Origin of the sequence: Acrocarpospora pleiomorpha (assembly GCF_009687885.1) — a bacterium.
GTDB classification, from domain to species: domain Bacteria; phylum Actinomycetota; class Actinomycetes; order Streptosporangiales; family Streptosporangiaceae; genus Acrocarpospora; species Acrocarpospora pleiomorpha.
Map to the genome: position 1 here is coordinate 65,483 of NZ_BLAF01000009.1, position 13,370 is coordinate 78,852.

Consider the following 13,370-nt stretch of genomic DNA (forward strand, 5'->3'; position numbering starts at 1 on the left):
GGTCATGGATCGTCGAGCGGCGCTGGTTGAGGAGTTACGCGTTGGTGGCACCTTGTCCGCCAAGGAACTCGGCACCCGGCTCGGCGTCAGCAAGCGCACGATCATCCGCGATATCGCGCGCCTTCAGGATGAGGGCGTGCCGATCCGGCTGGATCCCGGTGGCTACACGATTGATCCCACGGAGGAGATCAAGCGTGCCATCGACCGTGCGCTGACCGGGCGGCGTGTTCTGCGTATCGACTATGACGGGAAGGCCGGTCCCACCACGCGTGATGTGGAGCCCAGCATCTTTTTGGGCGGGCGGGGTGGTTACTGGTATCTGGTGGCGTGGTGCCGGTTGCGTGAGGATGTGCGGGTGTTCCGGCTGGATCGCATCACCAGTGCGACGCTTACCTCCGAGCGGTATCCGGAGCCTTCGAAGGCGCGGATGGAGGAGCTCACGGCGGCTTTGCCCACCTGAGGCGGCACTTTGAGCGTCTGACAGGACGGTGTGGGGCTTCCACTGTGCGCGTTCACGCTGCGGAGCATTGCCGCACCCGAAATTGTCGGTCGTGTGTTCTAGTGTTCGGCGTGTGAACCGTACCGACCGGCTCTTTGCGATTGTTGAACTTCTGCGGGCGGTGTCGCCGCGTCCCCGGTCCGCGCGTGAACTGGGGGAGCGGTTCGCCGTGACCGCGCGCACGATCGAGCGGGACATTCTGGCGTTGCAGCAGGCCCAGGTGCCGATCTACGCGGAGCGTGGGCGGCGCGGTGGTTATGTGCTGGATCGGTCGATGTCGTTGCCGCCGCTCAACTTCAGTCCGGAGGAGGCGGTGGCGATCGCGATCGCGCTCAATCGTTCTGGTGATCAGCCTTTCGCGGATCAGGCCAGGAGCGCGATGGGGAAGTTGATGGCGGCGATGCCGGCGGCCGCTGGGGAGCGTGCGCGGGAGCTGGCCACTCGGGTGCAGCTGTTGTCCAGCACGTCGGAGCGCGAGGAGCTCGAACCGCGCACGGCCGGGCCGATCGCCCGCGTGATCGAGGGGGCGCTGCTGGCCGGGGTCGTGCTGGAGATCGAATATGGCGACGTGCGGGGTGCGGTGAGCAGCCGGGCGGTGGAGCCGGGCGTCTTCGTTGGCGGGCGGGGCGGGGTCTGGTATCTGGTGGCGTGGTGCCGGTTACGGGATGACGTGCGGGTGTTCCGGCTTGACCGCATTCGCGCGGCCGAGGTCACTGCCGAACGGGTGCCGACGCGGCGGATGGCGGATTTCGCGTCGCACGTGCCCGACATGGTCACGCTCTATCCGGCACTGGACTAAGAACACCAATCAAATGCCGCTGCTATGCCGTCATGGTCTTGCTGTTGACAGGGTGGAGCGGGTGGTCTCGGCGGCCGCGCTCGCCGACTCCGATGGTGTCCCGGCCTCGCCGGTCAGGGAGAAGGCCGCGACCCCGCCGCCCGCCAGCGCGAGGTGGCGCCGGTGCGGCGAGAACCGCCACCAGCGTTAACGGCGCCGGATAACGGTAAGCAACCCGGCAACCTGCTCATTGTTAGGTGCTCCAAATCACGCTTGATCAGCGCTGGACGAGTTTCCTGACGGTGGCGCTGGAATCGGGTGGCGGGGGATCGGCCTGGTCCAGGTGCTGACTGTGCGGCTCGCTTGATTTGGTGACGGACTGACTTGTCATGCTTTGTCCGGGACTGGGGTGAGTGTTTTCTGTGGCTGGGGTCGGGACGGGAGGTGGGTTTGGTCGGTGGTTTGTTTGCTGCCCTGGTCGAGGGCGGGGCGGGCGAGGGGGAGGTTGACGGTTACCCGGAGGCCGCCCTTTTCGAGGGGTGTGGCGGTGACGGTGCCACCGTGGGCGCGGGTGACGGCGCGGACGATGGAGAGTCCGAGGCCGGCGCCGGTGGCCGAGCCGGTGCGGTCGGCGTCTAGGCGGCGGAACGGCTCGAAGAGGGCGGGGATCTGGGCGGGGGCGATCTGGCGGCCGGTGTTCTCCACCGTGATGAAGGCGGTGGTCGCGTCCGTGCCGGTGCGCACGGTTACCTCGCCGCGCTCGTCGTTGTACTTGACGGCGTTGTCCACCAGGTTGGCGATCATGCGTTCCAGCAGGACGGCGTCGCCCGCGCAGGGCGCCGGACGGCAGGTCCGGGGGCGGGGGAGATGGTGGGCCAGCAGCGCGGGGTGGGCCAGGTCGCGCAGGTCGACGGGCTGGCGGGTGGTGAGCTCGCGCTCGCTGTGCGCCAGCGTGAGCAGGCCCTCGATGAGCTGCTCCTGGCGGGAGTTGGCGGCCAGCAGTTCGTCCCGGATCGGGCGCAGTGCCCGGGGGACGACCGGATCGGCGAAGCCGACCTGGAGCAGGGCGCGGTTGATGGCGAGCGGGGTCTTGAGTTCGTGCGAGGCGTTGGCGACGAAGCGGCGCTGGGTGTCGAAGGCCTGGTCGAGGCGTTCCAGCATGGAGTCGAAGGTGTCGGCCAGGTCCTTGATCTCATCGCGTGGGCCGTCCATCGAGATGCGCTGGTGGAGGGTGCTGTCGGACAGGCGGCGGGCCGTCTCGGTCATGGTCAGCAGGGGGGCCAGGGCGCGGCCCGCGAACACCCAGCCGATCGCCAGACCGGCCAGGCCGATCAGCACCGTGGCCAGGATCGACCACTGGACCAGCGAACTGGTCACCACGTCCACATAGCGGCCCACCTCGTCCTCGACGATTCTCTGGATGTACAGGATGTTCGGACGTGGCGGCCCCACGGTGTCGATCATTGCCTTGTGCGCGGGCGGCAACTTGATCAGGAACCGCTGGGTGAGGATCTGGCGCACCATCAGGTAGTTGATGATCATCAGTGCGCCTGTGGTCAGGAAGAGCAGGGTGCCGTACACGAGGGTCAGCCGCCAGCGCACCGGCAGCTTGCGGCCGGTCACAGGCGGTATCCCGCGCCGGTGACCGTCTCGATGACGGCCGGGGTGCCGAGCTTCCTGCGCAGGGTCATGACGGTTACCCGGACCGAGTTGGTGAAGTAGCTGATGTTCTCATCCCAGGCCTTCTCCAGCAGTTCCTCGGCGCTGACCACGTTGCCGTCGGCGCGCAGCAGCACCTCCAGGACGGCGAACTCCTTCGGGCTGAGCGCGACATACCTGCCGTCCCTGAAGACCTCGCGCCTGGCCGGGTCGAGGGTGACCCCGGCCCGGGCCAGCACCGGCGGCACGGCCAGCTGGGTACGCCGGGCCAGCGCCCGCAGCCGGGCCACCAGCTCCGGGAAGTCGAAGGGTTTCGGCAGGTAGTCGTCGGCGCCGAGGGTCAGCCCTTCGACCTTGGAGCGCAGATCGCCGGAGGCGGTCAGCATGATGATCCGGGCGGCCACCCGGCCGGCGACGAGGCGGCGGCACACCTCGTCGCCGTGCACCGACGGCAGGTCCCGGTCCAGCACGATCACGTCGTAGTCGTGGGTCATCGCCCGTTCCAGCGCGGCGTCCCCGTCGTAGACGACATCCACCGCCATGGTCTCCCGGCGCAACCCCGCCGCCACGACATCAGCCAGCACCCGCTCGTCCTCGGCAATCAACACCCGCATGGGCCACATACTCCCGTCAGCCGGTTAAACAGGACCTAAGCGGTTTTGCCCCACCCACCCTCCCTTTTGTTTCCCTCGGGCTCCGCCCGGCCCCGTCAACGCCGTGGTTGTCGGGCGGAACGACAGCCACGGCGCGGTGGTTGTCTCAGTCAGCCCGTTGTTTCTCCTCGGGCTCTGCCCGCCTTCGGCAACGCCACTTGTTGCCCGGCCGGGCAGGTCGTGGGTGTTAGGCCGTGCTCAGGGCGAGTGTGGGGGACATTCGGGCGGCTCGCATCGCCGGGTAGATTCCGGCCACCGTGCCGACCAGCAGGGTTGCGGCCAGACCGCCGCCGAGTGCCCACAAGGGGACCACGGCGGGCAGGTCGCGCCAGGCCGCGTAGCCGACCGTCACCAGTGTGCCGAGTAGTGCGCCGGCCACTCCGCCGAGGCCGGACAGCAGGAGCGACTCGGTCAGGAACTGGCCGCGTACCTGGCCTTTCGTCGCGCCGAGGGAGCGGCGCAGGCCGATTTCCCTGCGTCGTTCCAGCACTGAGATGACCATGGTGTTGGCCACTCCGACGCCGCCGACCAGCAGGGCCACCGCGCCGATGCCGAGCAGCAGGTTGGTGAACGCGCTGTCCGCCGCCGCCCGCGCGGAGAGCGCGTCGGACGGCCTGCTGACCTCGACCTCCTCCGGATGTTCCGGGTTGGCCGTGCGCGGCAGCACCTCCCGTACGTCGGTCACGGCCGTCTCCTCGGAGCGGGTGTAGATCGTGGTCGGGTAGCCCTCGTACTGGAGGTAGGTTCCCGCGGCCGGGTAGCCGATCAGGGCCGACCTGTCGATCTCCGGGGCCAGCGGCGTGCTGTCCAGGATGCCGGTCACCGTCCACCACTGGCCTTTGATCCACACTTGGTGGCCGACCCGCAGGCCCAGCCGTTGCGCGGCGAGCGAGCCGAGGACCACGGCGCGCTGGGCGGCCGTCGCCTCGTTGAGCCAGGTGCCGTGTCGTACGGCGGTCTGGAGGGAGTCGAGCAGGTCCAGGGAGGCGGCGCGGACGGTGAGGCCGCTGGTCTGGGCGGCCGGGATGCGGTCGCTGCGGAACACCGGCTCGCCGGTGTCGCCGGTCGAACCCGCCGTCAGGACGGGGCCGATCCTGCGGACCATGGCCAGCGACTCGGCCGGCAGGTTGGCCGCGTCGCCGAACAGGGTCTGGCCGGGGGTCACCCGCAGCAGGTTGGTGCCGAGTTCGTCGAGTTCGGCCAGGAGGCGGGCCTTGCTGGAGGAGGAGATGCCGACCACGGCCACCATGGTGGCGATGCCGATCGCGATCCCCAGCGCCGACAGGATCACCCGGGCCGGGCGGGCGCGCAGCCCGGAGGCGCCCACCCGGACCTGGTCGCCCCAGGCCAGCCGTCCCGGCCGTAGCCGGTCAGCCATGCGCGCCCACCGCCTCGACGATCTGCCCGTCCCGCAGGCGGATCCGGCGCGGCGCGGCGGCGGCCACGTCGTTGTCGTGGGTGATGATCGCGACCGTGGTCCCGGCCGCGTGGAGCTCGCGCAGGATGTCCAGCACGTCCGCGCCTGACGCCGAGTCCAGATTGCCGGTCGGCTCGTCGGCCAGCAGCAGCGACGGCTCGCCGACCACCGCACGGGCGACCGCCACCCGCTGCCGTTCCCCACCCGACAACTGCGCCGGCCGATGATCGAGCCGGTGCCCGAGCCCGACCCGCTTCAGCGCCTCGGCCGCGCGCTCCCGCCGCTCCCTTCTGGGCACCCCGCTGTACAGCAGGCCGTCGGCCACGTTGTCGAGCGCGGGAAACCCGTCGGCCAGATGGAACGACTGAAAGACGAACCCGATATGCCGGGAACGCAACGCGGACAGCTCACGATCCGACAACTCGGCCACGTCATACCCGGCAATCCTGACAGTCCCCGACGAAGGGCGATCAAGCGTGCCGATCAGATGCAGCATGGTGGACTTCCCAGACCCCGAAGGCCCCACGATCGCCACAAGCTCACCGCTTTCGACCCGCAAATCGACACCACGCAACGCCTGCACGCCACCCGGATAGGTCTTGGTGGCACCGTTCAACTCGATAACGGCAACAGCCTCCTCGACGCCCGCCGTGCCGGAGGCGCGGCCAATGTCACTGCTTGGCCGCGCCTGGGTCTGGACTGATGAGAGCAGGGAGCGTAGCGACCGGAGTGGCGAGGGAAGGCGCAGGCTGAAGGCGGCTGTGCCCGTCGTGCCGGAGCTGCGGCCAATGTCACTGCTTGGCCGCGCCTGTGTCTGGACTGAGGAACGCAGGGACGAGAGAAGGCGCAGGTTGAAGGCAGCTGAGCCCGTGCCGGGGGTGCGGCCAATGTCACTGGTCATGTCGCGGGGACCTCGACTTTCATGCCCTCCGTGAGGCCTTCGCCGGTGATCTCGACCTGGCCGGAGGCGAACAGGCCCGTTTCGACGGCGACGATTCCGGTGCCGACGACCTGGACGCCGTAGCCGCCCTCGCGGAGGGCGAGGAGGGCTTCGACGGGGACCGAGAGGACGTTTTCGCGGCGTTCGCTTTGGAGGTCGACGGTGACGGGGGCCTGGTCGAGGCGGCCGAGTTTGCCCTCGGCGGTGACCTCGACGTCGATGGTGGAGTCGCCGCCCTCCTGGGCGGGGGGTTCGGCCACCGTGCCGATCGCGGTGATCGTGCCTTTCGCGGTGCCGCCGGATGGGGTCTCCAGGGTCACCTTGGCACCGAGCCGGGCCAGTTGCTGGTCGGAGGCCGCCAGGTCGATGTGCACGACCCGCTTGGTGCTGGTCGTGGTCACCACCGACTGCCCGGCCCGGTCGCCCTTCTCGACGGCGACGTCGGCGATCCTGACCGCCCCGGAGGCGATGATGATCTGGCTCGCGTCCACGCTGCCCGTCTCGGGCAGGTTGCGGTCGTCCTGCCATTCCCGTACGGCCCGGGCGGTCACCCACGAGAAGTACTCGTCGACCGTCCCCGTCTCGTACCCGAGCGCCTCCAGGTTACGTTCGAGCTGCTCGACGTCCTTGCCGTCGGAACCTGAGGACAAGGCGCGATACATCGGAATCGATCCGTACATCAACGAGACCGGCCGCCCGTCCACCGAATACAGCCAGCCGCCGCGGCGGACCAGCGTGCCCTCCGCCCTGACCCTGGTCACGGTGCCGGTGGCCTGATTGGGCAGCACGCGGCGGCCGGCGTAGCCGAGCGTGCCGTCCACGGTCTTGCTGTCGACCAGGTCGGAGCGGGTGATCTCGGCGGTCGCGGTCGGCGCCGCGCTCGCCGACTCCGATGGTGTCCCGGCCTCGCCGGTCAGGGCGAAGGCCGCGACCCCGCCGCCCGCCAGCGCGAGCACGGCGACGGCTCCGGCGAGCAGCCCGCCTCGTGTCATTTCCCGCCGCCAGTGCCGCCGACCATCTTGCCGCCGCCCGGCGCGAGGTCGCGGCAGGCTTCTTCGGCCTTCTTGAAGACGGGCGAATCCGGGTCCATGCCAGGCCCGCCCATCCGCACCCGGCCGCCGTCCACCTGCGGGTCCGGCATGTCGACGCCGTTGTCGCGCATGCACTGTGCGAATTTCAGCATCTCATCCTGCAGCTTGCCGTCGTCGACGTTCTTTCCGTCGACGATCGGCCGGTACTGCTCGCACGCCTTGAGCGCCTTTTCGGTAACCGCCTCCTGGCCCTTCTTCTGCCGGATCATCACCTGGTTGCCACCCGGCTCCGGGTCCGGCATGTCGACGCCGTTCTCCCGCATGCACTGGGCGAACTTGAGCGGGTCGCCGCTGCTGGTGGGGGACGGCGCGGCCGTCGCGGCGGTGGAAGCTCCGGCCGCGGAGGCGATCCCGGTGTCGGGGGCCTGGTTCCCGCAGGAGGCCAGGAAGAGCGGGATCGCGACGAGCGCGGCGATTCTGAGTCCTTTTTCTGCCATGGGCACAGGTATAGAAGAACGCCGTTAAACATGCCTTAAGCGAATTTGTTTATGCGTTTCTTACCAGATAATCCGGAAAGGCCCGCCGCGAGGAAGTACGGCAGGCATTTCACGGCATATTTCAGGCACCCGGCGGCCGATTGCCCAGCTGGCGGCGCAGCTCGGCGAGCTCCCGCTCCAGATCCGCGACCTGCGCCTCACGCGGCTGCTGCTGGTAAGGCTGGTAGGACCCGGGCCGGACATACTGCGTGGTATCGCTGACCGGCGCGGACGGCAACACGTACGGCTGCGGTTGCTGCCGCACGTGATGCTGCGGCGCGTACTGGTGACCGTACGACACGGGCACCCGCTTGCGGCGCTTGAGCAGCACCATGAGCAGGACCAGGCCGACCACGACGGCGAGCAGCGCGCCCCCGCCGACCAGCACCCAGAACATCACAGGCTGCGGCGACTCGTCTTTGCCGGAGGAGATGGCCTGCTGCGATTCGGTGATGTATTTCGCGACATATGGGTGATTCGGGTGCAGCGCCTGCACCTCGCGGAACTTCGGCAGCGCCTCCTCGTAGTGGCGCTTGAAGAACGAGTCGAGCGCGGCGTTGTACTCGGTGGTGGTGAGCGACGCCGACGGCTTGATGTTCTTCTCGTTGAGCTTCTCCTTGACGATGCTGACCGGCAGCACGAAGCTCTCGTTCTCCGACGCCTCACCGCCCTCGCTGACCGTCCCGGCGATCAGCATGCCCACGACCTTGCCCTCCCGGCTGAACACCGGCCCGCCCGAGTTGCCGTGATAGGACGGCGCCTGCGTCTGGATGTACGGCACGCCTTCCTGCGTGGTCCGCTTGGCGTTGTACGGACCCTCCGTGAGCGCGGGCTCCAGCTTGGACTCCAGGCTGAAGAACGGCGTGTTGGTGACCAGCCCAGGGAAGCCGCTGATGTACAGCGTGGTTCCGGTCTGCACGTCGGAGTCGCCACCGCGAGGACCGCCGCCGTTGCGACGATGATTTTCCTGAGGTTCACAGGTACCGATGGTGATGGAGTGCCCTTGTCCATCACTTGTGACTGACTTGGCAGATCGTTCGGAAGGGTGCCGGCGGTGCGGGCAACAAGGGATGACCTGTCCTTCCGGCAAGGGAGACCTTGCGATGATTCCCCCCGCCGTCACGGTCGCCGACCCGCAGCGGTTCGGCACCGTCTTCGACACGCACTACCAGGAAATCCGCCGATATATCGGGCGGCGCCTGGACCTCTCCGTGGCGGAGGACCTCGCCGCCGAAACCTTCCTCATCGCGTTCCGCCAGCGCCACCGCTTCGACCCCGCGCAGGGTTCGGTCCGCCCCTGGCTGTACGGCATCGCCACCAAACTCATCGGCCGCCACCGCCGCTCCGAACTGCGGCGCTACCGCGCCCTGGCGCGCACCGGCCCGCCCCCGGACGACGACGCCCACGACCAGCGCGTGGTCGACCGGATCACGGCCGCCGCCACCGTCAGCCGCCTCTCCGCCGCCCTGGCCGCCCTGTCGAAGGGCGAGCGCGACGTCGTCCTGCTCGTCGCCTACGGAGGCCTCAGCTACGACGAGGTCGCGGCGGCCCTGGGCATCGCGAACGGCACGGTCGCCTCCCGCCTCAACCGGGCCAGGGCCAAGCTGCAGAAGTCACTGGGGGTGACCTGATGAACGAGACCAAGCTCATCGACGCGCTCATCGACGCGGTGATGCCGGACGTGCCGCCCCCGGACCCGGCCCACACGGCCAGGGTCAAGGCGCGCGTGCTCGGCGCGCCGCCGCCCCGGCGGCCGGTCTACCTGATCGCGGCCCTGGCCACCGTCTCTGTCCTGGCGGTCTCCATGATCGTGCCGCGCCTGTTCGCGCACCCGGACCCGCCCAGGCCCTCGGACCGGGCGGTGGCGCTGGCGGCGGTGGAGGCCGCGGTGGAGCGGGCCGCCCAGCGCGAACCCACCACCGGCCGGTACTGGCGAGTGGTGCTGGAGGAAGCCCGGATCGGACTGGATCAGCACGGCATCGTGATGAAGGAGCTGTATGTCCACACGCGCTGGCGGGACAGCGACGTCATCGTCGGACCGGCCAAAGGCCGGTGGCCCCAGCAGACGCGCTTCATGGAGTCCGCTCCGCTCGACCCCGCCGACCGGAAGAAATGGGAGAGCATAGGCGCTCCCCAGTTCTGCCCCTATCTCGACAGGGCGTGCGGGCCGGGGCTGGTCAAGGAGGGGGACGTCCTGACCGTTCCCCGGGGGCCGATCAATGGGTACCTGGGCCTGCTCGGCCCCGCCCCGGCCGGCGAGCCGCGCGTGACGCGGAGCAGGGACCTGCCCGCCGATCCGGAGGCGCTCAGGGCCCAGCTGGTCGAGTACTGGTCGGGGAGAGGGCCGCAGGTCCCTCTGGACGTCGACGAATGGCTCTGGACGGTCGGGCTGGAACTGCTGGAGAGGGCGCCGATCACCCCTCAGGTCCAGGGCGGCTTGTACCGCATGCTCGCCGGGCTGCCCGGCGTGCGGATCTCCGGCGCTGGCGGCGTGCTGACGCTGAGCCGGACCTCGCACAACGACACCCAGGAGGCGCGGCTCATCGTGGGGCCGGAGGTCGTCATCGAGAACTACCTGGTGACATCGATGGACGGCGTCGAGACCCGCTACCGCACCCTGCGCCTCACGATCGACACGGCGGGCTGGACCGACCAGGGCCCGCCCTCGATTCCCCCCGGCTGTACCTCCTTCAACGACCGCGACTGCTTCAACTGAGAAACCTTCAACTGAGAAAACAACGAGGGCGCCACCCGCTGCCGGGTGGCGCCCTCGTGGGTTTCGCTCAGATGCCCGTTTCGCTCAGACGCCCATCGTCTCGGTGTCGTTGGTCTCCGCCGGAGCGCCGACCTCGGTCACGCCGTTCTTCAGGTGGTAGCGGGAGATCGCGTCCCGCAGCACCTCGGTCTTGATCTCGCCGCGCCGCGCCAGCTGGGTCAGCACCGCGAGCGTGATCGACGCCGCGTCCACGTGGAAGTGCCGCCGCAGCGCCGAGCGGGTGTCGGACAGGCCGAACCCGTCGGTGCCGAGCGAGGTCCAGTCGCCGGGGATCCACTGCGCGATCTGGTCCTGCACGGCCCGCATGTAGTCGCTGACGCCCACGAAAGGCCCTGGCACGTTGGACAGCGTGCGCGTCACATACGGCACGCGCTGCTCGGCGTCCGGGTTGAGCAGGTTGTGCTCCTCCACCGCGAGCGCCTCACGCCGCAGCTCCGACCACGAGGTGGCCGACCAGACCGAGGCCGCCACCCCCCACTCCTCGGCCAGCATGCGCTGCGCCTCCAGCGCCCACGGGCCCGCCACGCCGGAGACCAGGATGTTGGCCTTGGGGCCGTTCCCGGAGGCCGGAGCGAACAGATAGAGGCCTTTCAGCAGGCCGTCCACGTCCACGTTGGCCGGTTCCGCGGGCTGCTGGTAGGGCTCGTTGTAGATCGTCAGGTAGTAGAAGACGTTCTCCTGGCGCTCGCCGTACATCCGGCGCAGGCCGTCCCTGACGATGTGGGCGAGCTCGAAGCCCCAGGACGGGTCGTAGGAGACCGCGGCCGGGTTGGTGGAGGCGATCAGCGGGGTGTGGCCGTCCTCGTGCTGCAGGCCCTCGCCGTTCAGCGTGGTCCGGCCCGCCGTCGCGCCGAGCAGGAAGCCCCGGCCCATCTGGTCGGCCAGCTGCCACATCTGGTCGGCCGTGCGCTGCCAGCCGAACATCGAGTAGAAGATGTAGATCGGGATCATGGCCTCGCCGTGGGTGGCATACGCCGAGCCCACCGCGATCGTGGAGGCCATCGACCCGGCCTCGCTGATGCCCTCGTGCAGGATCTGGCCCTCGGTGGACTCCTTGTACGACAGCAGCAGCTCCCGGTCCACCGCCTCGTACGTCTGCCCGTACGGCGAGTAGATCTTGGCGGTCGGGAACATGGCGTCCAGGCCGAACGTGCGCGCCTCGTCCGGGATGATCGGGACGAACCGGTGCCCGATCTCCTTGTCCCGCATCAGGTCCTTGAGCAGCCGCACGAACGCCATCGTGGTGGCCACGTTCTGCTTGCCCGAGCCCTTGGCCAGCTGCTTGTACGCCTCGTCGCCGGGAAGCTTGAGGGGCTTGGCCCGGATGACCCGCTTGGGCAGGAAACCGCCCAGCGCGGCGCGCCGCTCCTTCATGTACGCGATCTCGTCGCTGTCCTCGCCCGGGTGGAAGTAGGGCGGCAGCTCGCCTTCCAGGTCCTTGTCCGGGATCGGCAGGTAGAGCCGGTCGCGGAACTCCTTCAGCTCGGCCTTGGTCATCTTCTTCATCTGGTGCGTCGCGTTGCGCGCCTCGAAGTCCTTGCCCAGGGTCCAGCCCTTGATCGTCTGGGCCAGGATGACCGTCGGCTGGCCGACGTGCTCGCGGGCGGCCTTGAACGCCGCGTAGACCTTGCGGTAGTCGTGGCCGCCGCGCGACAGCTTGCGGATGTCGTCGTCGGTCAGGTGCTCGACCATCTTGCGCAGCCGCGGGTCGCCGCCGAAGAAGTGGTTGCGGATGTATTCGCCGGATTCCACGGAGTAGGTCTGGAACTGCCCGTCCGGCGTGGTGTTCATCTGGTTGACCAGCGCGCCGTCCACGTCGGCCGCGAGCAGCGGATCCCAGTCCCGGCCCCAGACGACCTTGATCACATTCCAGCCGGCGCCCCTGAAGTAGGACTCCAGCTCCTGGATGATCTTCCCGTTGCCGCGCACCGGGCCGTCGAGCCGCTGCAGGTTGCAGTTGATGACGAAGGTGAGGTTGTCCAGCTCCTCGCGGGAGGCCAGGCCGATCGCGCCGAGCGACTCGGGCTCGTCCATCTCGCCGTCGCCGAGGAAACACCAGACGTGGCTGCGCGAGGTGTCCTTGATCTTGCGGTCGTTCAGGTAACGGTTGAACCGGGCCTGGTAGATCGCCCCGATGGAGCCCAGGCCCATGGATACCGTGGGGAACTCCCAGAAGTCCGGCATCAGCCGCGGGTGCGGATAGGACGGCAGGCCCTTGAAGCCGTGCGACAGCTCCTGCCGGAACGCGTCCAGCTGGCCGTCGGTGAGGCGGCCCTCCAGGAAGGCGCGGGCGTAGATGCCCGGCGCGGCGTGCCCCTGGAAGAACACCTGGTCGCCTGACTCGCCGTGGTCCTTGCCGCGGAAGAAGTGGTTGAAGCCCACCTCGTAGAGCGAGGCCGCCGAGGCATACGTGGCGATGTGCCCGCCCACGTTGGTGCGGGCGTTGGCGCGGGTCACCATCACGGCCGCGTTCCACCGGATGTAGGCCCGGATCCGGCGCTCGACGTATTCGTCGCCGGGGAACCACGGCTCGCGCTCGGGCGGGATCGTGTTGATGTAGTCGGTGCTGCGCAGCCCCGGCACGCCAACCTGGTGTTCCCGGGCGCGTTCCAGCAGCCGGAGCATCAGGTAGCGGGCTCTGGTCCTGCCCTCCGCCTTGATGACGTTGTCGAGCGACTCAAGCCACTCCTGGGTCTCGCTGGGGTCGACATCAGGGACCTGGCTGGGTAGGCCGTCGCTGATGATCGAGAAACGCTGGCGTCCGGAAGCCACTGGGTCTCGCCTTCCGAGGATGGACTTTTATCGGTCTAGGTTCGGCTTCCATCCTGGCTCGTCGCCCCGGAAAGTGCATCTCTACTCCCCGGTAAACCAAGATGTCCCTGCTGGCTACAGGGGGGCTGTGGCCTAGACCACCGATGGTAGGACGTTTTTCGCCAACCGTGCACACCGGGGGCCCCGAAATGTGATCGTGGCTCCCGTCGGCGCGTGATTCTAGCGGTATCTCCTGATCTTCCGGCTCCGCAAAACTTCCTTTACGCAGCCGGTACGGCCTTACCCGCTCACACTCCCACGTACCCATTT

The 13,370-nt window shown here is 68.8% G+C and carries 12 protein-coding genes; 4 read left to right on the plus strand and 8 right to left on the minus strand.

All coding sequences use genetic code 11. From position 1 onward, the window contains the following. The first annotated feature begins 4 nt into the window (after positions 1–4). Together Aple_RS08600 and Aple_RS08605 are read left to right on the plus strand one after the other, a co-directional pair. Complete coding sequence (locus Aple_RS08600; RefSeq protein WP_155344141.1) at positions 5–460, plus strand: helix-turn-helix transcriptional regulator; 456 nt, start codon at positions 5–7, stop codon at positions 458–460. 112 nt (positions 461–572) lie between these two features. Further along, positions 573–1,298 (plus strand): helix-turn-helix transcriptional regulator, encoded by a 726-nt coding sequence (locus Aple_RS08605; protein ID WP_155343967.1) that lies wholly within the window; start codon positions 573–575, stop codon positions 1,296–1,298. Between the two features lie 366 nt (positions 1,299–1,664). Here Aple_RS08605 and Aple_RS08615 read toward each other — a convergent pair whose 3' ends face one another. The 7 genes from Aple_RS08615 to Aple_RS08645 all read right to left on the minus strand — a co-directional run bounded on the left by Aple_RS08615 (position 1,665) and on the right by Aple_RS08645 (position 8,432). Beyond that, complete coding sequence (locus tag Aple_RS08615) at positions 1,665–2,900, minus strand: sensor histidine kinase (RefSeq protein WP_155343969.1); 1,236 nt, start codon at positions 2,898–2,900, stop codon at positions 1,665–1,667. Then, positions 2,897–3,550, minus strand: coding sequence for a response regulator transcription factor (locus Aple_RS08620; protein ID WP_155343970.1), 654 nt, complete (start codon positions 3,548–3,550; stop codon positions 2,897–2,899). The genes Aple_RS08615 and Aple_RS08620 overlap by 4 nt, the downstream gene beginning before the upstream one ends. Before the next feature lie 226 nt (positions 3,551–3,776). After that, positions 3,777–4,967, minus strand: a complete 1,191-nt coding sequence (locus Aple_RS08625; RefSeq protein ID WP_155343971.1) for an ABC transporter permease — start codon at positions 4,965–4,967, stop codon at positions 3,777–3,779. Next, positions 4,960–5,622, minus strand: a complete 663-nt coding sequence (locus Aple_RS08630; RefSeq protein WP_246264263.1) for an ABC transporter ATP-binding protein — start codon at positions 5,620–5,622, stop codon at positions 4,960–4,962. Before Aple_RS08630 ends, Aple_RS08625 begins: the two co-directional genes overlap by 8 nt. A gap of 281 nt (positions 5,623–5,903) precedes the next feature. Then, positions 5,904–6,938, minus strand: a complete 1,035-nt coding sequence (locus Aple_RS08635; RefSeq protein WP_155343972.1) for a peptidoglycan-binding protein — start codon at positions 6,936–6,938, stop codon at positions 5,904–5,906. Beyond that, complete coding sequence (locus tag Aple_RS08640) at positions 6,935–7,474, minus strand: hypothetical protein (RefSeq protein ID WP_155343973.1); 540 nt, start codon at positions 7,472–7,474, stop codon at positions 6,935–6,937. Before Aple_RS08640 ends, Aple_RS08635 begins: the two co-directional genes overlap by 4 nt. Positions 7,475–7,595: 121 nt before the next feature. Next, positions 7,596–8,432, minus strand: a complete 837-nt coding sequence (locus tag Aple_RS08645; RefSeq protein ID WP_246264265.1) for a S1 family peptidase — start codon at positions 8,430–8,432, stop codon at positions 7,596–7,598. Positions 8,433–8,616: 184 nt separating this feature from the next. On the opposite strand from Aple_RS08645, the gene Aple_RS08650 reads away from it, so the two are divergent. Both Aple_RS08650 and Aple_RS08655 read left to right on the plus strand, forming a co-directional pair. Continuing rightward, positions 8,617–9,144: an RNA polymerase sigma factor gene (locus Aple_RS08650; RefSeq protein ID WP_218038195.1), complete on the plus strand. Its 528-nt coding sequence runs from the start codon at positions 8,617–8,619 to the stop codon at positions 9,142–9,144. Then, entirely contained in the window at positions 9,144–10,229 is a 1,086-nt protein-coding gene (locus Aple_RS08655; protein WP_155343976.1) for a hypothetical protein, read from the plus strand. Before Aple_RS08650 ends, Aple_RS08655 begins: the two co-directional genes overlap by 1 nt. Positions 10,230–10,313: 84 nt before the next feature. On the opposite strand, the gene aceE is transcribed toward Aple_RS08655, so the two are convergent. Further along, positions 10,314–13,061, minus strand: coding sequence for a pyruvate dehydrogenase (acetyl-transferring), homodimeric type (aceE, locus tag Aple_RS08660; protein WP_155343977.1), 2,748 nt, complete (start codon positions 13,059–13,061; stop codon positions 10,314–10,316). Positions 13,062–13,370: the final 309 nt, after the last annotated feature.